Raw genomic sequence first — 22,261 nt, 5'->3', positions numbered from 1 at the left:
CCGGTTGACCTGTCGAAGTCGTCATCCCGACGACTTGGTGACGGTCACCTTCAGCGGGGCGCTCACCGTCGTGCCGGCGGCGTTCGTGAACTCCACCGTGTAGGTGTAGGTACCCTTGGCCTTGCCCGACACCGGCAGGGTCGCGCGCTGCGCGCCGGGCGTCGCTGCCGTCAGGTCGCCCGCGCCGACCTCGACGCCGTTCTCGAGGAAGCGGTACGAGGTGGCGTTGGTGCCCCACCACAGGTCGGCTGTGACGGTGTACGACGCCGCGCCGTTCTTGACGTCGGTCGACAGGACGGGCTTGCCGGGCGCAGCATCCGTCACCTTCACGGTGAGCGGCTGCGTCGCGGTGGTGCCCTTCGAGTTGACCAGCTCCCCCGTGAACACGGAGGTGCCGTTGGTGAGGCCCGTGATGTCGACGACCGCGCTCTGCGCGCCCGGCGTCATCATCGTGAGCGGCACCCTGGCGACGAGCTCACCATCGCGGTAGAGCTTGAACAGCGAGCCGTTCTCGCCCCACCACAGGTTCATCGTCAACTGGAACGTGCCGTCCTTGAGGCCGGTGTCCCACCCGTCGTTCGACGAGAGCACGCCCTTGCCGGGGGCCGCCTTGGCTCCGTCGTTCGACGCGACCTCCGGGAGGGCGACGGATGCCGTCGCCGCCGACCGCTCGCCCTCGCCGAGCGCGTTCACACCCGCGACCTCGTACGCGTGGGTCGTGCCGAGCTCGAGCGCCCGGACGGTGCAGCTGGTGCTGCTCGTCTCGCACACCGGGTCGGTGCCGCCCGATTCATACACGCGGTAGCCCGTGAATCCCGGACCGGTGAGGACCGCGGCATCCCACGCGACCGTGATCGAGGTGTCCCCCGCGAGAGCGGCAGTCACATTCAGCGGCGCCCCGGGGAGCGTCTCGTCGGCCACGGCGAGCCACGAGATCACCGGCTTCTCCGCGCCGGCGCCCTCGTTGGTGACGAGGTAGTCGACGGTGGCGGGAGCCGTCAGCGTGAAGGTGAGCGGAGCGGCGATCGGCCCGCTCGAGCCCGCCAGCGGGACCGTGCCCTTGGCGAGCTCGGTGCCGCCGACCGACACCGTCTGGTACATCGCACGGTTCAGACCCCACCATTCGGTGAACCCGCCCGTGAGGGTGTACGTGCCGGCGTCGAGGGGCAGACGGTAGACGAGCTTCGTCGTGTCCTGGTACAGACCCGTCGAGTACTTGTCGTTGATGTCCGTGGTGCCCTTCGTCTTCATGCCGTCGGCGACGTAGCCCCACTGGTCGGCGGCCGTCGAGACCTGGTCGACCCTGTCGTTCCGGAGCGCCACTGTGCCCGCGACCGCGGCGTACTGCGGCGAGGCCGCCCCGCTCGTTCCCGCGTCGATGTAGTACACCAGCGCAGGCGGGACGATCTCGTACCCCGCGACGACGGCCTGGTCAGTGTCGGTCAGGCGCCCCGTGAGGGTGAGCTTGCCGTACACCGTTCGCGACTGCGCGGCGGACGCGGCATCCCATTCCACGGCCTTCTCGGCTCCCGCTACGGTAACGGTCTCGGGAAGCTCCTCCTCGACCGTGAGCGCACCCTGCACACCGAGGTCGCGCGGCAGGCGCTGCACGTAGACGAGCGCGAGGCGGGCGTTGTAGCCGCTCGTGCCGTTGGTGCCGAACTCCACATCGACCACCGCGTCCGCGTCGAGCGTCAGCGTCTGCGCGACCGGCGTGGCCGATCCCGTCGACGTGGCGTTCTTCGTCGTCTCGCCGCCGGCCGCCTTCACCTTGGAGTAGACGTTGGTCGTCAGCCCGGCACGCGGCGCCTGGACGGCGACGACGTTGTACGAGCCCGCGGGCAGCGTCAGGTGGTAGGTGATCGGCTTGTTGTAGTCGGCACCCACGTACGACGAACCCCAGTCCGACGGCGAGCCCGCCGCGATCGTGGTCGCCGTGGTCGAGTAGCCCCACGTCTTGCCGGCCGTCGTGCCGTCCCACTTCTGATCGCTGGTGTCATTGAGCAGATCGGGAACGGATGCTGCCACCCCGGCGTACACCGATCCGGCCGCAGCCCCTGAGGCGCCCGAGTCGATGAAGTACGCGAGGTCGGCCGGCACGACGAGCACCGTAGCGCTGAAGCGCTGGTACAGGCCCGACGACAGCTTCTCGGTCGAGCGGCCGGACGCTGCGAACGTGCCGAGCTCGGCAACGCTCTTCGCGCTCGTCGTCGACGCGAGGCTCCACGTGACCTTCGCGTCGGTGCCGGCGAGGTCGAGCTTCGCGGGCAGCGTGCGGTCGGCCGATGTGATGGTGACGACGCCCAGGTCGAGCACGTCGGGGCTGACGTCCTTCGGCACGAGGCCGTCCGCCGCGGCGGTCAGACGGGTCGCGAGTGCCCCCGCACCCTCGGTGTCGAGGCCGTACGCTGCCGGGTCGTCCAGGGCCGCCGTCGCATTCGCTTTCACGGCCGCGAACACCGCCCACGTCTCGGCGCTGTACTCGCTCTCGTCGAGGCCCTTCACGGCGTCCGCCGCCGCGGCGAGCGCGGTGGTGTCGGCCTTCGCCGAGTCGGCGGTCGCAGTGACGACGCCCACCGCGTCGACGTTGATCGACGCATCGTTCGCCGTCTCGATCACGACGGTGTGCGGGCCGTTCTGGAGGCCGCGGAGCATGAACGTGGTGCGCTCACTGCCCGCGGCGAACGTCGGCGCCGCTGCCGCGACCTGCACGCCGTCGACGGTCACGTCGAGCGTGGTCGTGCCGGCGTTGGTGCCGATGATGTCGAGGCCCGTGCCGGTGAAGGAGTACGTCATCGACGCGCCCTTCGCCGTGCTCTTCGAGGCGGTGCGCTGCCACTCGAACATGCCCTGGCCGTTCACGTGGCTCCAGTTCTTGTCGAACTGAAGGACCGAGACCGAGCGGTCCGCCCAGCTGGTCTGGTGCATCCCGTCGATCGTCGCGGCGTAGTACGGCGTGTAGCCGGGCACCGCCTGCACCTTCAGATTGTCGAACTGCACGAAGGTGAAGCTCGAACCCAGCTGGATGCGACCGGTCGCCTGGGGCGCAGCATCCGTGTACGTCGCGATCTCCACGCCGTTGACGTACGCCGTGTACACGGACCCGGCCACCTTCACGGCGACGTTGTTCCACACGCCCGCGCCCGTCTTGAAGGCCGCGGCGGCGTTGCCCGCCACGGTGCCCGTCGAGAGCGTCGCGCCGAAGCGCATGAACGTCCACGCGCCGGTCGGGTCGATCTTGAGCTCCGCGGCCGAGACGCTCTGGCCGTTGGCCGTGCCGCCCTGCTCGCGCGCGCCGATGGTCGCGTACGGGGATCCGGATGCCTCGAACAGCACGTCGGTCGAAACCGTGTAGTTCGCCCACCGGGCGTCGCCGATCGTGGTCTTCGGGTCGCCGCCGTTCCACGCACCGCCGGCCATGCCCGGACCCACCTGCTGGCGGAGCACGCGGTCGTGGGAGGCATCGGCGGTCGCGACCGACTCGAACGCGCCGTTCGTGTCGTTCGTGTAGCGCGGGGTGGCGCCGTTGTCCTCGTTCTGCACGGTGGGCGTGCCGGCGGGCTTCTCCTGATTGCCGCGGCTGTCGAGGAACGAATCCTGGGTCTCGACGAGCTGGCGGTTCTGGGGGTCGTAACTCTTGATGTTCCCCTGCTCGGCGTAGTCGAAGTCGTCGGCGTAGAGGAACGCGTCGTCGGTGACGCCGTTGACGTTGCCGCTCGCGTCGGTGTCGAGCACGTCACGGCCGCCGTCGGCGTCGGTGTATTCCTTCGACGACGGCAGCGCGCTGCCGTAGCCGTCCTTCGCGGCGAGCGCACCGCCCGCACCGGCGGTCGCGTGGTCGAGGGTCGTGAACGTGACGGCAGACCACGGCTTGACCGTCACGGTGTACGTGCCGTCGGCGGCAGGGGTGACCTCGCCCACCGGCTTCAGGTAGTTCGCATCGTAGGCCTGGCCGGCGCCGGCTGCGCGGGTCTCCCACACCTCACCGGTCGGGTCGGCGCCGAGGTTCAGATCCGTGGCGACGATCCGGTAGGTCTTCGTGAAGGTCGAGTCGTTGATGATGACGGTCGAGAAGTCCGACGCGTCGGGTGCCGCCAGCGTCGTGTACGACGCGCCGCCCGCACGTGCGCCGCTCGGCGGGTTGCCCGTGCCGAGCTCGCTGCCCGATGCCTTCGGGATCGCACGCCAGATGCCGGCGGTGTTGTCGGCGTTCTCCCACCCGAGCTTCGCGAACTGCGTGAAGTGCTCGATCACGGCGAGGCCGCCGTCGTAGTACATCCAGCCCGACCACGGGTCGCGGGCGTTCACGAGCTCCTTCGACGAGTACTGGAACCCGTCGTAGAACGAGCCGATCGCCGGCTGGAAGATGTTCATGGTGCGCCGCGACGCGTTGAAGCCGGTCGTGACCCAGTTGCCCATCTCGAGCGCGCTGTTGGTGCCGCCGAACTGCGTGCCGAAGCCGCCCTGCTCGTCGCTCGCGTTGTTGTTCGGGCGGTCGGCCGAGCTCGAGAAGGTCGACTGGCCCTCCGAGTTCCAGACCTCCTTGTCGAGCTGCTCGGCGATCTTCTTCATGTTGCCCGCGCTGTCGTCCGCGCTCGAGTAGTGGAAGCCGACGACATCGACGGCGTCACGCAGCGACGGATCGGTGGCCGAGGTCATCGCGTTGCCGAACGAGACCGGCGGCGTGCCGACGGTGTCGGCGGCGACGGTCTGGATGGCGCGGTAGAGGGTCTTCTCCTCCTCCGACGCGAAGCCGTTGTTCGGATCGGACGCGCTCGCGCCCTCGTAGCCCTTGTCGTCGGCGCGCAGCCAGCCCGAGAAGGTCTTGTAGAGCTGGATGTTGGGGCTCGAGGTCTCGTTCGTGTCGGGGTTGATCGAGTCGACCATGACCCCGAACTCGCGGTAGGCGGCGAGCACGGTGTTCTTGAACCAGATGTACTGGTCGGCGTCGTTGGCGACCCACGTCGGCCGGTTCCAGCGGAGGAGGCTCAGGTGGATGTCGCCGTGGGCGACGAGCTGCGCGTCGGCGGCGAGCTGGAAGCCGGGCTCGCGCAGGACGTTCGGGTACTCGTCGCGCGTGCGCATGGTCGACGCGTTCGGGCCGGTCGAGGTGTTGCGGTCGTTGCCCATCTCGATCTTGACCGTGTTCATGATCGGGTGGTCCCCGCCGAACAGCGTCTCGACGAGCTCCCAGTACGCCTCGGGGTGCTGCGACTTGTAGTCCATCAGCAGCGCACTGGTCGAGTTCGCCGACAGCACACCGAAGCCCTTGAACGTGAGGCCGTTCTCGTTCTGCGCGGCCGCTGCGATGTCGGCGCCGGTGACGTTCACGGTGACGGGATCCGCCCCCGCCGCCTGCGCCATGGTCGGCACCGCGAGCGGCGCCGCGACCACCGCGGCGGTCACCACCGCCGCCAGCGTCGTGCGCACCCGTCGTGGTCTCCGTCCGTCCTTCGGACGAGGCATCCATCCCTGCGACATCGCAGTCTCCGTTCCCCTGGGGCTTCTCCCGTGCGCTCGCGGACCCGGGCCGGCGTCGACGCACGAAGGGGGCACGACCGCGTGCCCGCACGAGATCCTCTCGTGAGGGAGACGGATGCCGCACCCCAAACGAACACGTTCGTTCAGTCTTGAACCGATTCGAACGCACTTGTACGCTGAGGCGATCATGGAGCAGCCCACCGATCCGCCGGCCTTCGGCCTGTCGCGCCGCGAGCACATCCTCGACGAGCTCCGCCGCTCGGGCTCGGTGAGGGTGGCTGACCTCGCGCGGGAGCTCGGGGTGTCGGAGCTCACGATCCGGCGCGACATCGGCCGCCTCGCCGACCGCGGCCTCGCCACACGCGTGCACGGCGGAGCGACGCTGAGGAGCCGGCTCGACACGACCGTTCCCGCGTCGTCGGGCACTGCCATCCGGTTCCGGGTCGGCATGGTCGTGCCGTCGCTGAGCTACTACTGGCCCCACATCATGATCGGCGCACGGGCCGCGGCGACGGAGCTCGGCGTGCAGCTGATCCTCCGCGGCGCGACCTATTCGGTCGACGACCAGCGACGCCAGATCGCGTCACTCGTCGAGTCGGGGAGCCTGCACGGGCTCATCGTGGCGCCGGAGACGCTCGGCGCCGACGGGCGCGCACTGCTGCACTGGCTCGAGGCACTGCCGATCCCCGTGGTGCTGGCCGAACGCCGGGTGCCGTCGGCGCTCGCGCTCACGCGCCTCGAGTGGGTCACGACCGACCACGTCTTCGGGGGCTCGCTCGCCGCCGACCACCTCGCCTCCCTCGGCCACCGCCGCGTCGGCATCCTCACGTCGGCGGGCTCTCCCACGTCATGGCAGCTGCGCCGCGGGTGGGACCGTGCCGTCGAGGGCCTCGGCCTCGAGTGCCTCGTCGACGTCGACGCCACGCTCGACGCGCTGGACGGGGTCGCCCGCGAGGCCCTCATCGCCGACGTGCTCGAGCGGTGTCGCGAGACGCGCACCACCGGTCTCCTGATCCACAACGACCCGCAGGCCGTGCTGCTGCAGCAGCACGCGCGCGACCACGGCTGGTCGATCCCCGACGACCTCGCGATCGTCGCGTACGACGACGAGGTCGCCGAGAGCGCCGAGCCCGCGATCACCGCCCTTCGCCCGCCGAAGCAGCAGGTCGGGCGCCTCGCGGTCGAGACGATGGTCGCCCGCCTGGCCGAGGGCGCGCGCCGCCCGGTGCAGCGCGTGTACCTGCTGCCCGAGCTGCTGCCGCGCGCCTCGACGGTCGCCGCCGCAACCTGATCCGGCCCCGCTTCGACAGGTCAACCGGGCTTCTGCAGGACGTGCCTAGCCTGGGGTGCCCCAGCGATGGTGGAGTCTGGTCCTGTGGAGGAGATGAACTCAGGGAGTAAGGATCCCCGGGCTGGTGGGCGCCATCAGTACACGCCGGCCGAGCGGGCCGAGGCGGTGCGGATCGTTCGGTCGTCGAAGGGGCGCACGATCTTGGAGATCGCCGCGGAGTTGGGCATCAATGACAAGACGTTGAACCAGTGGGTCGTGCAGGCGCGCAACGCGGACATCGATCCGGAGGGCTCGATGACGGATGCCGCGAAGCGGCGGATCCGGGCGCTGGAGAACCAGGTCGCGCAGTTGGAGAAGGATCTCGAGTTCGAGAAAAAAGCGCGGGCCTTCACCCAGGCGATCTCACTGCGTCGGAGAAATTCGAAGTGATCGATGGGTTGAAGGCAGACTTCGGGATCAAGTACCTGTGCGGCAAGCTCGGTGTGTCCGAGTCCGGATATCACGCCCGTCAGAGCCGGCCGCTGTCGGCGCGGGAATCGCGGCGGTGGCAGACGACCTCGCGAGTGCTGGGTGCGTTCGTGCAGTCCGGCCGCGCGGATGGGCACCGCAAGATCGCCGCGACACTGCGCGCCGACGGCTACAGCGTCAACGACAAGACCGTGCTCGCGGTGATGCGGGATCTGGGCGTGATGGCTCCCGCGGCCCGGGCCGCGTATCGGAAGGCGGCCGCGCGTGCCCGACGCACACCGGACCCCGCCGACCTGGTGCAGCGCCGCTTCAACGACACGATCCGGCCCGGGACGGTGCTGGTGGGCGACATCACATACGTCGCCACCGCGGAGGGCTGGTTGTATCTGGCGACCGTCATCGACCTGGCCACCCGCATGGTGATCGGCTGGGCAACCGGGAAACGACAGACCGCGGAGCTGGTCGTCGCCGCCATGAAACGTGCCCAGGCGACCGGTCACGTCCAGCCCGGTGCGATCTTCCACTCCGACCACGGCACCCAGTACCGCTCCAAACGGTTCGCCCGCTTCTGCACCCGTCACGGCATCCGCCGCTCGATGGGTGAGAACTTCGAATGCTGGGACAACGCGGTCGCGGAATCGTTCTTCTCGAAGATCAAGAACGAACGACTCCGCTGGCTGCAGCTGACCACCCGCCGCCACGCGACCCGAGAGATCGCGGACTACATCGAACACTTCAACACCACACGCCGGCACCAGACCCTCGGCTACGCCACCCCCGCCGAGACCATGACCCGACTCACAACCCGACCCGCTGCAATCGCAGCCTGAAACGAAAGGAGCAGGGACCGACTCCACGACACGCGGAGCGCCCTAGCCGGATCGGTCCTGCGGAGGCCCGGTTGACCTGTTGGCGGGCGCGGCGGGACCTCGACCACGAGCCGCAAATTTGCACGAATAGCAACGAAGTGCAAAACTGCATGATGTGATCGATAGTGCAGATGGACTTCGCGAGCGCCGCCGCGCCGACACCACACGCACGCTGATCCGCGCCGCGCGGCGGTTCACCGCTGAACACGGGCTCGCCGGGTTCACCGTCGAGGAGCTGTGCAGCGAGGCTTCCGTTTCGCGGCGCACGTTCTTCAACTACTTCGCCTCGAAGGACGACGCCGTCCTCGGCATCCCCCTGGAGCGATCGGATGCTGCCGCCATCGCCCGCTTCCTCGCCGGCGGACAGGACGACCCGGGCATCTCGCCGAGCCTGCTCACCGACCTCGCCCTCCTGGCCGAGGAGCGCTGGCGCGCCCTCGACATCGCCCCCGACACCGTGCAGGACCTGTTCCGTGCGGTCGAGAAGGAGCCCCGGCTCCTCGCGCGCATGCTCGAGCTGGGTTTCGAGGGCGAGCAGTTCGACGCGCGGCTCATCGAACAGCGCGAGAACCTCCCGTCGGAAGACCTCCGCGCGCAGGTCGCCGCCCAGGTGGTCGGCGCCCTCGTCCGCTCGGCCGCCGGGGAGTTCCTGAAACCCGGCAACCCCGACACGTTCATACAGATCTTCGAGCGGCGCATCGGCGCGGCGCGCGACCTCTTCGCCACGCAGACCGTCTTGATGGGAACCCCCGAATGACCACCGCCACCGTCCCCACCGCCCCGCCCGGCAGCGATGCGCCGTTCCTGCTGACGCAGCGGCGCATCTGGATCATCTTCTCCGCGCTGATCGCGGGCATGCTCCTGTCGAGCCTCGACCAGACGATCGTCTCGACCGCGATGCCGACGATCGTCGGCGAGCTCGGCGGCGTCTCGCACCAGGTGTGGATCACGACCGCATACATCCTCGCGACCACCATCGTCATGCCGATCTACGGCAAGTTCGGCGACGTGCTCGGCCGGCGCCGCCTGTTCATGGTGGCGATCGCGATCTTCACCCTCGCGTCGGTCGGCTGCGCGTTCGCCACGGATTTCTGGATGTTCGTCACCTTCCGAGCGATCCAGGGCCTCGGCGGCGGTGGACTCATGATCCTGTCGCAGGCGATCATCGCCGACATCGTGCCGGCCGACCAGCGCGGCAAGTACCTCGGCCCGATCGGCGGCGTCTTCGGCCTCGCTGCCGTCGCCGGCCCCCTCCTCGGCGGCTTCTTCGTCGATCACCTGACGTGGCAGTGGGCGTTCTACATCAACATCCCCGTCGGCATCGCGGCGTTCTTCATCGCCGTCTTCGCACTCAAGCTGCCGAACAAGAAGGCCGAGAAGCCGATCGACTGGCTCGGCGTGCTGTTCCTGTCCGCCGCGACCACGTGCCTCATCTTCTTCACCGACTTCGGCGGCTCGGCCGACCAGGGCTGGGACTCCGGCGCGACCTGGGCGTGGGGCGCGGGCCTCGTCGCCTCGGCGGGCCTGTTCATCTTGACCGAGTCGCGGGCGGCCGACCCGATCATGCCGCTGTCGATGTTCCGCAACCCGATCTTCATCAACGCCACCGCCATCGGCATGGCGATCGGCATCGGCATGTTCGCCGCGCTCGGCTTCGTGCCGACGTTCCTCCAGATGTCATCGGGCACGTCGGCCGCAGCATCCGGTCTCCTCATGCTCCCGATGATGGTCGGCGTCATGGGCATGTCGATCGCGTCCGGACTGCTCATCACCAAGACCGGCAAGTACAAGCTGTTCCCGATCGCCGGCACGCTCATCGTTGGCCTCGCGATGGTGCTGATGACGACGCTCACCGCGTCGACGCCGATCTGGCTGATCTGCACGTACCTGTTCCTGTTCGGCGTCGGACTCGGCTGCATCATGCAGGTGGTCGTGCTGGTCGTGCAGAACGCGGTGCCCGCGGCCGACCTCGGAACCGCGACCTCGACGAACAACTACTTCCGCGAAGTCGGCGCCGCGCTCGGCACCGCCGTGTTCGGCACGCTCTTCACCACGCGGCTCACCGAGAACCTGACGAAGGTCTTCACGGACGCGGGCGCCAGCCCCGAGCAGGCGGGCGAGGCGACCTCGAGCATCGACCCCTCGGTGCTGAACTCGCTGCCCGACACCGTAAAGACCGGAGTCGTGGACGCGTACGCCGACGCGCTCGCGCCGGTGTTCTGGTACCTGGTGCCGTTCATCGCGATCGCCTTCGTACTGGCGCTCTTCCTCAAGCAGATCCCGCTGTCGGACGTCGCCGGGCTCGTCGCGCGCGGCGAGGCCATCGGCGGCGAAGAAGCCGAGCGCCTCGAGGCCGAGCGGCTCACGGCGGAGCAGCACAGCGCCGCACCCACCGGACGAGGACGCCGTCGTGCGCGAGAGAAGGACCGCGCCGCGCGCTGATCAGGCGCCGAAGCGGCGCTGCACGTCGGCGTAGCCGAGGGCTCCGTCGAGGAAGTCGAGCGTGCCGGCGAAACGCAGCTCCTGCCCGGCGCGCTCGACAGCCGTGAGCGCCGCACGTGCGATGCTGCCGCCCACGCTGACCCGCTTCACCCCGAGCGAGAACAGCGTGGGCGCGGAGATGACCGGTGTCACCAGCCCGGCGACGACGTTGAGGGGCGCAGGGATCTCGGCGACGAGCCGTCGGATGGTGTCTTCGTCGTCGACGCCCGGCACGAAGACGCAGTCGGCTCCCGCCTCGACGTAGCGCTGCGTGCGTTCGACAGTCTCCGCGAACGCGTCGTCCCCGGCGCCGACGAAGTACGCGTCGGTGCGGGCGTTGAGCACGAAGGTGCCCGCAGGCGCGGCGGCGCGTGCGGCCGTGAGCCGCTCCACCGCCTCGTCGATCGGGAACAGCGCGCCCTCGGCGGCGTCCTCGATGTTGCCGCCGACGACGCCGATCTCCGTGGCGAGCGCGACGGTCCGGGCGACGTCCTCCGGCGTGTCACCGTACCCCGCCTCGAGGTCGGCGCTCACGGGCACCCTGACGGCGGCGACGATCTCCGCGATCCGCTCGAACATGACGGCGGGGTCCAGCGCTTCCCCATCGGGAACGCCGTGCGACCACGCGATGCCCGCGCTCGTCGTCGCGATGGCGGGGAAGCCCACCTGTTCGAGGATGCGCGCGGTCCCGGCATCCCACGCGTTCGGGATCACGAATCCGGCGCCCGCGTGGAGCGCGAGGAAGTCCGAGGCCTGTTCTGCCGGCACGAGTCGCCTTTCTCTGAAGTCCGCGACAGGACTCAGTCGTCGAGCCGCTGTCCGAGTTCGATGATGAGCCCCTCGGGGCCGCGTACGTAGCAGACGAGCCACTGGTCTTCGTAGTTCACGAGCTCCGCCATGGTGTCGTACCCGGCGGCACGCACTTTGCCGATCAGCGCCTCGACGTCATCGACACGGTAGGCGAGATGGCGCAGTCCCAGCGTGTTCGACGGCAGATCGCCGACGGGTGCCGGGCTCTCGGGTCGCAGGAACTGCGAGAGCTCGATCGCTCCTGAGCCGTCGGGCGGGGTGAGGAACACCATCTCGACGTCCGTGCCGGTCAGGCCGTTGACCCGGTCGGCCCACGTGCCCCCGACCCGCGCCTTCTCGCCGCGGCGGAACCCCAGCATCTCGAAGAAGTCCGCCACCGCCTGAAGGTCCTGGACGATGACGCCGATGTGCTCGAAGCTGCGAACGCTCACGTTCGCGACCTTAGGCGCCCGACGCCGTCGGCGGTACCCCTGCGACCACCTGGATGGTGTCGAGCGTCGGGTCGGCCGCGTACGCGATACGGCCACCGTCGGTCCGCGCCTCGCGCAGGGCGTCCAGCGCGCCCGCGGTGACGATCTCTCCCGGCGCGAGCACCGGCACCCCGGGCGGGTACGGCGCGATGAGTTCCGCGCAGACGCGCCCGATCGCCGCATCCGCGTCCACCGTCTCGTGCGTCGCGAAGAAGGCCTCGCGCGGGGTGAGCGCGGGCTGCGACTGCACCGTCCACGCGGCGGAGGGCGTGAGGGGGCGACGGATGCTGCGGTGCCGGTCGATCGCAGCCGTCAGCGCCTCGACCAGCCCGGCGAGGGAACGCTCGTCGTCGGCCACGGTGACCAGCGGCACGAGGACGTCACGGTCGGCCATCTCGAGCGTGATGCCCTGAGCAAGAAGGTCGTCCTCGATCGCGTGTCCGTGCGCACCGGTGCCCGCGATCAGCACGACGAGTTTCGCCGGGTCGACGGCGAGCGCACCATCGGGATGGCCGGCGGGCCGCCCCTCGAGCACCGTCACGCCCTCGACCGCGGACAGCTGCCGGCGCGCCTGCGCGACCAGCCCCACCAGCCGGCCCACGAGTTCCTCCCCGTCGCGCTGCAGCATCGCGCGGGAGGCATCCGTGCTCGCGAGGATCGCGCCGGCGGAACTGGTGGTGTGGGATGCCTCGAACCCGCGCTGCAGCCGGTCGGGGTCCAGCAGTCCGCCGTCACGCGTCGTGCGCGCGAGCAGCAGCGCGCCCTGGCTCCAAGCGGGCAGGGTCTTGTGGGCGCTCGTCACGAGGGCGTCGGCGCCGCGTTCGAGCGCGTGTGCCGGGACGAGCGAGGAGAAGCCGAAGTACGCCGCCCATGCCGCATCGACGACGAGGGGGACGCCCGCGCCGTGCGCCGCGTCGGCGAGACCGGCGATATCGGACAGCGTGCCGACGTACGACGGGTCGCCGATCAGCACGCCGCACGCGTCCGGGTCGGCCGCCAGCGCGGCCCGGACGGCGTCCACCGGGACGGCGCCCGGCAGTCCCGTGGCGGCGTCGATCTCGGGCCGCACCCACACCGGCCGGAGCCCCGCGAACACGATGCCGAGCAGCACCGAGCGGTGCAGCGTCCGCGACACGACCACGGACTGCCCCGGCCGCCCGAGCGCGAGCACAGCGGCCTGGTTCGCGTGGGTGGAGCCACCGACCGACAGGCGGCACCAGTCGACGCCCCATGCCTCGGCCGCCCGCGCCTCGGCGGTGGAGAGCAGTCCGCGGCTCTGCTTCATCGTGTCGAGCCCGGCGAACAGCGGCGCGTCGCCGCGCACCACCTCGCCGAACACGTCACGCCGGTGCTTGTGCCCGGGGATGCTGAAGGGCGCCACCTCGCCGGCGTCGACGTCGCGCTGGAACTGCAGCCATGCGTCGAGCAGTGGTGCGTCCGCAGCATAGCCGCGCGGATCGCGGGGGTCGGCGGCGGCACGGCCGAGGTCGGGGGCATCCACGAGCACGACCCTAGCGGTGGGGGCGGACGGAGGCCTCTGCTCGCCCACACCCCGGGCTGTAGCCAGCCCGGCTCAGCCGTCCGAGCTCGAAGGCGACGGCGTCGGCGCGGTCGCCGCCTCTTGCAGATCGGAGATCGCCTGCTCGAACGCGGCGATGGTCGCAGCATCCACCGTTCCCGTCGGCTCGACGCCCAGCTCGGTCTGGAAGGCCTGCACCGCGGCCGTCAGCTCGGGTGTCCACACGCCGTCGACGGGACCGTCCCAGAACCCGACGAGCTTCAGCGTCTGCTGGATCGCGGCCGTCGTCGCGACGGACTCCTGCGCGGCAGCGCCGCCCAGCTCCGCCAGCTTCGCCTGCAGAGCCTCGGCCGTCGCCTTGTCGACGGTGCCGGTGACGGGAAGCCCGGCGGCCTCCTGCAGATCCTCGACCGCTTGGACCGTCAACGGTCCGTAGACGCCGTCGACATCGCCGGTGTAGTACCCCGCGACGAGCAGCTCCTGCTGCAGCGCCGACGTGTACGCCCGCACGGCGGCCTCGGCCTGCGCCGCCTGCTCGTCGATCAGGCAGCCGGCGTCGGCGAACAGCGCGAGCCACGCCATCTCGAGCGCGACCGCGGCGCTGTTGAACTGCTCGGCCGCGTCCGTCAGCGGCGTGTCGTCGGTGACGGACGCCTCGGCCGAAGCGAGCTCGGATTCCGCCTGCTTGACCCGCTCGACCGACGCGGTCGGCGCCGGCGGCGTGCTCGACGGCTCGGCCGGCGCGGGTTCGCTGGGCGTGCCCGTCGGACCCGCCTCCGCCTCGGCCAGCGCGATCTGCGCCTCGACGAGCTCCTGCTGCGCGTCGTACAGCGCCTGATTCGCGGCCACGGCCGCTTCGGCGCTGTCGACGGCCTCCTCGCGCGGCTCGGCGAGGTCCGCGCCCGCGTTGCGGACATCGCCGACGGTGGGAGCGGTGTCGTTCAGTAGGTCGCCGTAGCGGTCGAGGGCCTCGATATAGTCCTGGCTCGCACCGCAGAACGCGCTCGACGCGGCGGTGAGCTCGGTCTGCGCCTGGGCGAGCGCCTTCTCCTTCGCCGACACCTGCGCCTGTGCCCGCTCGACCGGGTCGGTCTCGCCGGCGCATCCGGCGAGAGCCACGGCCGCGATCGCCCCCGCGGTCACGATGACGCTCAGCCGCGCCGGCATCCTGATGCGAACCGTTCCCACGTCGCGCCCCCTTCTGAACCGAAGCATGTGAGGCACATCCTGGCACCGCGACGCGTCGCGCCGCGTCACGCGGATCGCATGAGCTCCGCGCGTGTCGAACGCCCGATCCACTGAGGCGTCGCGTCAGGCCTCCGGCCGCAGCATCCGTCGCCGTCAGGGCGTCCGGAAGAGTCCGCCACTGCCCATCAGCCGGGCAGGGGTGAGGAGGATGGCGACGCGGAGCGGGTTCACGCGCGGCTGACGGTACCGCTCAGCGTAGAGGGCGACCGCGAGCGCCACCTCGTCGGGGTCGTCGAGCACCGTGGCGGTGCCCTGGAACGAGAGCCAGCGGGCACCGTCGACCTGGCTGACGGTGGCGGTGCCGTCGCGCCGCACGTTGCGGACCTTCTGCGAGTCCCGCGACGTGATGATCCGCAGCACCCCCTCGTGCAGCGTGAAGCCCACCGCGACAGCGTGGATGCCGCCCCACGGCGCCAGCGTCGAGAGCGTGCCGATGTGCCGCTCGCGCACGAATTCGACGCCCGCCTCCGAGAGTTCCCGCACCCTGCCACGCTACCCGGCCGTGACGCGACAGGGCTCCCGCCGGGCCCGCGCAGAACCTACAGTCGATGAGGGACGCGAAGACCCACCTCCCGCACCCCGAGGAGGAGGCAGGCATGGTGACCAGCATCCCGCTCTCGAGCGGAACACGGATGCCGCAGCTCGGCCTGGGCGTCTACCTCGTGACCGACGTCGCCGTGTGCGAGTCGAGCGTGCGGTCCGCCCTCGGCTCGGGGTACCGGCTCATCGACACCGCGGCCATCTACCGCAACGAGCGGGCGGTGGGGCGCGGCATCCGTTCCTCCGGCGTTCCTCGCGAGGAGATCTTCCTCACGACGAAGCTGTGGCCCTCGGACTACGGCTACGCGAAGGCGCGCGCCGCGATCGGCGGCGCGCTGGAACGGCTCGACTGCGGACCCCTCGATCTGCTCCTGCTGCACCAGCCCGTCGGCGACGTGAAAGGCGCGTGGCGAGCGATGGAGGATGCCGTCGACCAGGGCGTCATCCGGGCGATCGGCGTGAGCAACTTCACCGTGTCCGACCTGGACCGCCTGCTGTCCGCGGCGCGGATCCCGCCCGCCGTCGATCAGGTGGAGCTGCACCCACACTGGCAGCAGCCCGAGCTGCTCCCCTACCTCACTCAGCACGCGATCGCGCCCGAAGCGTGGTACCCGCTCGGCCACGGATCGGCCACGCTCCGGGCGGAGCCGGCGGTCGTGGGAGCCGCTGCCGCACACGGCAAGTCTGCGGTGCAGGTGATCCTGCGGTGGCACGTGCAGCGGGGGTTCGTGGCGATCCCGAAGTCGACGAACCCGCTGCACATCGCGGCCAACATCGACGTCTTCGACTTCGAGCTCAGCCCCGCCGAGATGGCCGGCATCGATGCGCTCGGCCAGGACCGCCCGATGTTCCGACTACCCCGCTGGATGATGGCGGCCACGATGCCGCTGGCGCGCCCGCGACCGCTCGGGTAGAGCTGCGGCTCGACCCTTGACCGGCGCGCGCCGCACCTGCGGGAAGCCGCTGCGGCGCGGCATCCGTCCGCCCATCGATGACCGGCGCCCTCCGGGTCTATCGTTCTCGCATGACGACGACTCCGCCCGGATGGTACGACGACGGCCACGGCGCGACCCGCTGGTGGGACGGCACCCGCTGGACGGAGCATGTGGCGGGGACGGATGCCGCGCCCCCAGCGCCTGCGGCGGTGCCCGGACCGCCCGCCGCGGCGGCCGAGGGGGTCGCTCGCGAGGGCGCGACGGCCACCGCGGTCGCGGCGCCGCCCGAGCCGAAGAAGCCGAACCGGTGGATCGTGTGGGTCGTGGTCGGCGCGGTCGTCCTCGCGCTGCTGATCGGTGCGGCGGTGGCGATTCCGCTGCTGACGCTCGGCGCTGCCCGCCTCGGCGCCCTCGCCGACGGGGCGGCGCCTGCCGATGCCGACCACAAGGCTGCCGTCGCCGCCGTCGAGCTGTACGACGACGCGTGGCAGGACGCGGACTGCAGGGCGTTCATGGCTTCGACGACCGAGGCCTTCCGGGCGCAGGCGGGACTCGCCGACTGCGACGCGTTCGAGACCGAAGCCGAGGGGTTCGGTCTCGCCGTCGCGGATTACGAGGTGGAGGTGACCGGCGTCCGCGACAGCGACGACGCGATCGTCGTCAGCACCTCAGAGACCTACAGCCGCTTGGTCGATGAAAGCGGCAACCCGCTCGACGACCCGGCCGACGAATCCATCGAATGGGAGTACACGGTCGTCGCCGACGGTGACGAATGGGTCGTCGACCGCCTCGAGTGAGCGGGGTAGTGCCTCGGGCGCGGGCATCGGACTATGATCCGGCCATGGGGAGCTCTGGGGGACCGCGCACGGGTGGCATGGGTGCGCTCTCGCGCCTGCGGGCGACAACACTGATCGCGGTCGCTGCGCTGATTGCAGCGGGTCTGATCGCGTCGCCGGCGTCCGCCGCGACCGGTCTGTCGGCGGGGTCGGACGAACGCGCTCTCGAGGCGCCGTCGCCGTCGCCGGCGACCGGAAACGAGGCGGACGCGATGGCCACCGTCGCGCGGTACGAAGAAGCGTTCGCGGGGGTCGACTGCGACCTCTTCGTGCAGGTCACGACGCCGAGATTCCGCGACCGGATCGGCCTGGCCGACTGCGATTCGTTCACGAGGAACGCGGAGGGCCGCGCGCAAGCGCTGGAGTCGGTCGTGGTGGAGCCCGTGTCGGCCGAGGGCAGGGGGCGCGGCGAGATCGCGGCGCTCGTGCACACCACGATCACCAGCCGAGGCGATGAGAACGGCGAGACCACCGAGGATCCCGCGGAATCGGAGTACGACTTCCGCTACCACCTCGTCCACTACGACAGTGCGTGGAAGGTCGACACCGTCCACATCCTCCCGGACGGGCGCAACGAAGGCGAGGTCACGGAGGACGAGCAGGACGCGGTGACACGGATGCTGGTCGACTGGCGTGCGGCCTACACCGCCGGCGATTGCGACGCTTTGCTGGCGTCGACCACCGCGAGCTATCGGGAGGAGATGGGGTGGACGGATTGCCCCGTGTTCCAGCAGTACATCGCCGACCAGAACGCGTGGTGTCCGATGGACGTGCACCAGGAGGACATCCGGGCACGCACCGTGGTCGATGACCACGTCGGAGAGATCATGCTCGACGTGGTCGAGGTCTGCACACTCGAGACGGATGAGTTCGGCGAGCCGATCGTCCCGCCGTACGAGGCGGGGGCGCCCTACCGCAACCACCTCGTCGGCGAAGACGGCGAGTGGCGCATCGCCGAGGGGGACAACGGAGCCGCGGCCGAGGACGAACCGTCGAACGAGAACGAGCGCGCCGCCGTCGAGACCATCCGCGGCTACACCCAGGCGTGGATCGATGCCGACTGCGACGCCTACATGGCGACCACGACGGAGTCCTTCCGCATCGGCCTCAACGTGAACGGGTGCGCGGGCTTCGCCCCTGCGGCGCGCAGCTATGCGGAAGGCGTCGCGAACTTCGCGCACACCCCGACCGACATCGAACGCCCCTCCATGGACATCATGGAGATCAAGGTGCACGAGACCTACGACTCGCTGACCGACGCCGACGGTCAGCCGCTCGAGGAGCCCTACGTCGTCGACGAGTTCTGGGTGTACACGCTCCGCCTGGTGGACGACGCGTGGATCATCACCGACGTGGTCATGCTCGTCTGAACCGGCTCAGCCGGTGCGGGTGCCGACGATGGTCGAGGGCGGGAACGGACCGGCCTGAGCCGTGCCCGTCAGCCGGTTCCCGACGATGTGCAGCGTGACGGCCAGCGACATCGGCAGCGGTGCGACGAGATCGAGCGTGAACTCGGCGGTGTCGCCCGAAGCCCTGCCGCCGCTGATCGCGATCGGCCCGGTGGGTCCGATCGCGGTGCCGCTGAGCGCCGTGCCGACCGTGGTCAGCGTGACGTCGAAGTGATGGGAACCCGCCAACGTCGCGACCTCGAGCGCCCAGGTGCCGTCGATAGCTGCCACGCCGACCTCTCCTTCGTCCGGACGACCGCGTGGCCGTCGAGGCCATTCTGCTCGTGCACGGGGCGTTCGCGCACGTCGAGGCCGGAACGAGGTTCCCCGAAATGCGGCCCGCGCCGAGAGAATCCGAGCGGGGTATGGGGTGGTTAACGCGAAATGGCCACCCGTCTGTGGGTGGCCATTTCGTGAATGGGTGTCCGGCGGTGTCCTACTCTCCCACAGGGTCCCCCCTGCAGTACCATCGGCGCTGAGAGGCTTAGCTTCCGGGTTCGGAATGGGACCGGGCGTTTCCCTCTCGCTATGGCCGCCGAAACTCTGTCGATGTTTCAGGTGTTCACAACGTGAAAAAGTTCTGTGTTCAGTTGCGGTATCCCGACCGTACATCGGGAACCACTCAGTGGACGCGAGCAACCAACCCACCCGGGGGTGGGGGAATGTTATCAAGTCATCGGCTTATTAGTACCAGTCAGCTGCACACGTTGCCGTGCTTCCACATCTGGCCTATCAACCCAGTAGTCTGGCTGGGAGCCTCTCACCCCGAAGGGTATGGAAGTCTCATCTTGAGGCCGGCTTCCCGCTTAGATGCTTTCAGCGGTTATCCATCCCGAACGTAGCTAACCAGCGGTGCACTTGGCAGTACAACTGGCACACCAGAGGTTCGTCCAACCCGGTCCTCTCGTACTAGGGTCAGATCCTCTCAAACTTCCTACGCGCGCAGCGGATAGGGACCGAACTGTCTCACGACGTTCTAAACCCAGCTCGCGTACCGCTTTAATGGGCGAACAGCCCAACCCTTGGGACCTACTCCAGCCCCAGGATGCGACGAGCCGACATCGAGGTGCCAAACCATGCCGTCGATATGGACTCTTGGGCAAGATCAGCCTGTTATCCCCGAGGTACCTTTTATCCGTTGAGCGACAGCGCTTCCACAAGCCACTGCCGGATCACTAGTCCCGACTTTCGTCCCTGCTCGACCTGTCAGTCTCACAGTCAAGCTCCCTTGTGCACTTACACTCGCCACCTGATTGCCAACCAGGTTGAGGGAACCTTTGGGCGCCTCCGTACTTTTTGGGAGGCAACCGCCCCAGTTAAACTACCCACCAGGCACTGTCCCTGAACCGGATTACGGTTCGAAGTTAGACATCCAGAGTGACCAGAGTGGTATTTCAACAACGACTCCACCATAACTGGCGTCATGGTTTCACAGTCTCCCACCTATCCTACACAAGCCACACCGAACACCAATACCAAGCTGTAGTAAAGGTCACGGGGTCTTTCCGTCCTGCTGCGCGTAACGAGCATCTTTACTCGTATTGCAATTTCGCCGAGTTCGCGGTTGAGACAGTTGGGAAGTCGTTACGCCATTCGTGCAGGTCGGAACTTACCCGACAAGGAATTTCGCTACCTTAGGATGGTTATAGTTACCACCGCCGTTTACTGGGGCTTAAATTCTGAGCTTCGCCTTGCGGCTAACCCGTCCTCTTAACCTTCCAGCACCGGGCAGGCGTCAGTCCGTATACATCGTCTTGCGACTTGGCACGGACCTGTGTTTTTAGTAAACAGTCGCTACCCACTAGTCTCTGCGGCCACCACACCCTTTTCCACGCAAGGTGGTATAAGTGGATGGCCCCCCTTCTCCCGAAGTTACGGGGGCATTTTGCCGAGTTCCTTAACCACGATTCTCTCGATCTCCTCGGTATTCTCTACCTGACCACCTGAGTCGGTTTGGGGTACGGGCGGCTAGAACCTCGCGTCGATGCTTTTCTCGGCAGCATAGGATCACCCACTTTTCATCCGCATCGTGTCTCAGCCTGTACGAGTCACGGATTTGCCTATGACTCGGCCTACGCACTTGCCCCGGGACAACCATCGCCCGGGATGGGCTACCTTCCTGCGTCACACCTGTTAATACGCTAACCGCACCAGCATGGGGTCGTACGCTAGGCCCCACGCCATCACCCGAAGGATCCGGTCATGGGGATTCAGATACTTAGCACTACTGGATTGATTGGGGCGGTTCTTCGCCGGTACGGGAATATCAACCCGTTGTCCATCGACTACGCCTGTCGGCCTCGCCTTAGGTCCCGACTTACCCAGGGAAGATTAGCTTGACCCTGGAACCCTTGGTCTTTCGGAGGACGTGTTTCTCACACGTCTTTCGCTACTCATGCCTGCATTCTCACTCGTGTAGCGTCCACGGCTGGGTCACCCCGCCGCTTCACTCGCCACACGACGCTCTCCTACCCATCAACACGGCTGGACCACGAAGGCCTACCAATAATGTCAATGCCACAACTTCGGTGGCGTGCTTGAGCCCCGTTACATTGTCGGCGCGGAATCACTTGACCAGTGAGCTATTACGCACTCTTTCAAGGGTGGCTGCTTCTAAGCCAACCTCCTGGTTGTCTAAGCAACTCCACATCCTTTCCCACTTAGCACGCGCTTAGGGACCTTAGATGGTGGTCTGGGTTGTTTCCCTCTCGACTATGAAGCTTATCCCCCACAGTCTCACTGCTGCGCTCTCACTTACCGGCATTCGGAGTTTGGCTGACGTCAGTAACCTTGTAGGGCCCATCGGCCATCCAGTAGCTCTACCTCCGGCAAGAAACACGCAACGCTGCACCTAAATGCATTTCGGAGAGAACCAGCTATCACGAAGTTTGATTGGCCTTTCACCCCTATCCACAGCTCATCCCCTCAGTTTTCAACCTAAGTGGGTTCGGCCCTCCACGACGTCTTACCGTCGCTTCAGCCTGGCCATGGATAGATCACTTCGCTTCGGGTCTAGGACATGCGACTAAAATCGCCCTATTCAGACTCGCTTTCGCTACGGCTACCCCACCCGGGTTAACCTCGCCACATATCGCTAACTCGCAGGCTCATTCTTCAAAAGGCACGCTGTCACACCTACCAGGGGTGCTCCAACGGTTTGTAAGCAAACGGTTTCAGGTACTATTTCACTCCCCTCCCGGGGTACTTTTCACCTTTCCCTCACGGTACTTGTCCGCTATCGGTCATCTGGGAGTATTTAGGCTTATCAGGTGGTCCTGACAGATTCACACGGGATTTCTCGGGCCCCGTGCTACTTGGGATACTCTCCACGCTGCGTCCGACATTTCGATTACGGGGCTGGCACCCACTCTGGCCGGCCTTTCAAGACCGTTCATCTATATCGACGCATCACGTCCACCACTCGGCAGAATGGTATGGAAAGTCCCGCAACCCCGAATGCGCAACTCCTGCCGGATATCACACGCACTCGGTTTAGCCTCATCCGATTTCGCTCGCCACTACTCACGGAATCACGGTTGTTTTCTCTTCCTGTGGGTACTGAGATGTTTCACTTCCCCACGTTCCCTCTACCCGCCCTATATATTCAGGCGGGAGTCACTGGGTCAGCACGCCGCCCAGCGGGGTTTCCCCATTCGGACACCCTCGGATCAAAACTTGCTTATCAGTTCCCCGAGGCTTATCGCAGATTGCTACGTCCTTCTTCGGCTCCAGATGCCAAGGCATCCACCGTTTGCTCTTAAAGACTTGAAAACATGAGAATCAAAACTCAGCCACACACCAAAAGATGTGCGACAGAAATTGACTAATGATCTTTAAGATCATCAACACAAAACAACCCCAAAGG

Annotated in this window: 15 protein-coding genes and 2 rRNA genes; 8 read left to right on the top strand and 9 right to left on the bottom strand. The window is 67.9% G+C overall.

The annotated features are described in order from the left end of the window. Positions 1-21 precede the first annotated feature (21 nt). Entirely contained in the window at positions 22-5,430 is a 5,409-nt protein-coding gene (locus ACEYYH_RS03005) for a chitinase N-terminal domain-containing protein (RefSeq protein ID WP_374976808.1), read from the bottom strand. Between the two features lie 238 nt (positions 5,431-5,668). Between ACEYYH_RS03005 and ACEYYH_RS03000 the strand changes: the two genes are divergently transcribed. The 5 genes from ACEYYH_RS03000 (at position 5,669) to ACEYYH_RS02980 (ending at position 10,551) form a co-directional block, all read left to right on the top strand. Then, positions 5,669-6,772, top strand: coding sequence for a substrate-binding domain-containing protein (locus tag ACEYYH_RS03000; RefSeq protein ID WP_374976807.1), 1,104 nt, complete (start codon positions 5,669-5,671; stop codon positions 6,770-6,772). A 93-nt stretch (positions 6,773-6,865) separates the two neighbouring features. Continuing rightward, the gene (locus ACEYYH_RS02995) at positions 6,866-7,201 is read left to right on the top strand and encodes a transposase (RefSeq protein WP_374978152.1); all 336 of its coding nucleotides are present in this window, start codon (positions 6,866-6,868) and stop codon (positions 7,199-7,201) included. Beyond that, complete coding sequence (locus ACEYYH_RS02990; RefSeq protein ID WP_374975770.1) at positions 7,198-8,070, top strand: IS3 family transposase; 873 nt, start codon at positions 7,198-7,200, stop codon at positions 8,068-8,070. The genes ACEYYH_RS02995 and ACEYYH_RS02990 overlap by 4 nt, the downstream gene beginning before the upstream one ends. A gap of 154 nt (positions 8,071-8,224) precedes the next feature. Beyond that, positions 8,225-8,866, top strand: coding sequence for a TetR/AcrR family transcriptional regulator (locus tag ACEYYH_RS02985; protein ID WP_374976806.1), 642 nt, complete (start codon positions 8,225-8,227; stop codon positions 8,864-8,866). Continuing rightward, the gene (locus ACEYYH_RS02980) at positions 8,863-10,551 is read left to right on the top strand and encodes an MDR family MFS transporter (protein ID WP_374976805.1); all 1,689 of its coding nucleotides are present in this window, start codon (positions 8,863-8,865) and stop codon (positions 10,549-10,551) included. Before ACEYYH_RS02985 ends, ACEYYH_RS02980 begins: the two co-directional genes overlap by 4 nt. Here the strand turns inward: ACEYYH_RS02980 and ACEYYH_RS02975 are convergent, their stop codons facing one another. From ACEYYH_RS02975 to ACEYYH_RS02955, 5 genes are all read right to left on the bottom strand, one after another. Continuing rightward, positions 10,552-11,358: an isocitrate lyase/phosphoenolpyruvate mutase family protein gene (locus ACEYYH_RS02975; protein ID WP_374976804.1), complete on the bottom strand. Its 807-nt coding sequence runs from the start codon at positions 11,356-11,358 to the stop codon at positions 10,552-10,554. 32 nt (positions 11,359-11,390) lie between these two features. Continuing rightward, entirely contained in the window at positions 11,391-11,831 is a 441-nt protein-coding gene (locus tag ACEYYH_RS02970; RefSeq protein WP_374976803.1) for a VOC family protein, read from the bottom strand. A gap of 10 nt (positions 11,832-11,841) precedes the next feature. Beyond that, positions 11,842-13,371 carry an aminotransferase class I/II-fold pyridoxal phosphate-dependent enzyme gene (locus ACEYYH_RS02965; RefSeq protein WP_374976802.1) on the bottom strand — a complete coding sequence of 510 codons (1,530 nt, stop codon included), beginning with the start codon at positions 13,369-13,371 and terminating at the stop codon, positions 11,842-11,844. 72 nt (positions 13,372-13,443) lie between these two features. Beyond that, the gene (locus ACEYYH_RS02960) at positions 13,444-14,577 is read right to left on the bottom strand and encodes a peptidoglycan-binding protein (protein ID WP_374976801.1); all 1,134 of its coding nucleotides are present in this window, start codon (positions 14,575-14,577) and stop codon (positions 13,444-13,446) included. Between the two features lie 153 nt (positions 14,578-14,730). Next, positions 14,731-15,120: a PPOX class F420-dependent oxidoreductase gene (locus ACEYYH_RS02955; protein ID WP_374976800.1), complete on the bottom strand. Its 390-nt coding sequence runs from the start codon at positions 15,118-15,120 to the stop codon at positions 14,731-14,733. A gap of 65 nt (positions 15,121-15,185) precedes the next feature. Here ACEYYH_RS02955 and ACEYYH_RS02950 point away from each other — a divergent pair, with 65 nt between their 5' ends. The 3 genes from ACEYYH_RS02950 (at position 15,186) to ACEYYH_RS02940 (ending at position 18,318) form a co-directional block, all read left to right on the top strand. Further along, the gene (locus ACEYYH_RS02950; RefSeq protein WP_374976799.1) at positions 15,186-16,091 is read left to right on the top strand and encodes an aldo/keto reductase; all 906 of its coding nucleotides are present in this window, start codon (positions 15,186-15,188) and stop codon (positions 16,089-16,091) included. Positions 16,092-16,201: 110 nt separating this feature from the next. Beyond that, positions 16,202-16,909 carry a DUF2510 domain-containing protein gene (locus ACEYYH_RS02945; RefSeq protein ID WP_374976798.1) on the top strand — a complete coding sequence of 236 codons (708 nt, stop codon included), beginning with the start codon at positions 16,202-16,204 and terminating at the stop codon, positions 16,907-16,909. A 44-nt stretch (positions 16,910-16,953) separates the two neighbouring features. Continuing rightward, a complete protein-coding gene (locus ACEYYH_RS02940; protein ID WP_374976797.1) occupies positions 16,954-18,318 on the top strand; it encodes a hypothetical protein in 1,365 nt (454 codons plus the stop codon). 6 nt (positions 18,319-18,324) lie between these two features. On the opposite strand, the gene ACEYYH_RS02935 is transcribed toward ACEYYH_RS02940, so the two are convergent. The 3 genes from ACEYYH_RS02935 to ACEYYH_RS02925 all read right to left on the bottom strand — a co-directional run bounded on the left by ACEYYH_RS02935 (position 18,325) and on the right by ACEYYH_RS02925 (position 22,167). Beyond that, a complete protein-coding gene (locus ACEYYH_RS02935) occupies positions 18,325-18,627 on the bottom strand; it encodes a hypothetical protein (protein ID WP_374976796.1) in 303 nt (100 codons plus the stop codon). Positions 18,628-18,819: 192 nt separating this feature from the next. Further along, positions 18,820-18,936 (bottom strand): 5S ribosomal RNA (rrf, locus tag ACEYYH_RS02930). Between the two features lie 124 nt (positions 18,937-19,060). After that, positions 19,061-22,167: ribosomal RNA gene (locus ACEYYH_RS02925) — 23S ribosomal RNA — on the bottom strand. Between the last annotated feature and the right edge of the window lie 94 nt (positions 22,168-22,261).

Source organism: Microbacterium trichothecenolyticum (assembly GCF_041938625.1).
Lineage (GTDB): Bacteria > Actinomycetota > Actinomycetes > Actinomycetales > Microbacteriaceae > Microbacterium > Microbacterium trichothecenolyticum_D.
Note: the sequence above shows the minus strand (reverse complement) of the source record. Positions and strands in the feature narration are given on the sequence as shown.

Coding starts and splice junctions, on each gene's coding strand:
- ACEYYH_RS02995 (WP_374978152.1), top strand. CDS start 6,866: ATGAACTCAGGGAGTAAGGATCCCCGGGCTGGTGGGCGCCATCAGTAC.
- ACEYYH_RS03000 (WP_374976807.1), top strand. CDS start 5,669: ATGGAGCAGCCCACCGATCCGCCGGCCTTCGGCCTGTCGCGCCGCGAG.
- ACEYYH_RS02980 (WP_374976805.1), top strand. CDS start 8,863: ATGACCACCGCCACCGTCCCCACCGCCCCGCCCGGCAGCGATGCGCCG.
- ACEYYH_RS02940 (WP_374976797.1), top strand. CDS start 16,954: ATGGGGAGCTCTGGGGGACCGCGCACGGGTGGCATGGGTGCGCTCTCG.
- ACEYYH_RS02950 (WP_374976799.1), top strand. CDS start 15,186: ATGAGGGACGCGAAGACCCACCTCCCGCACCCCGAGGAGGAGGCAGGC.
- ACEYYH_RS02945 (WP_374976798.1), top strand. CDS start 16,202: ATGACGACGACTCCGCCCGGATGGTACGACGACGGCCACGGCGCGACC.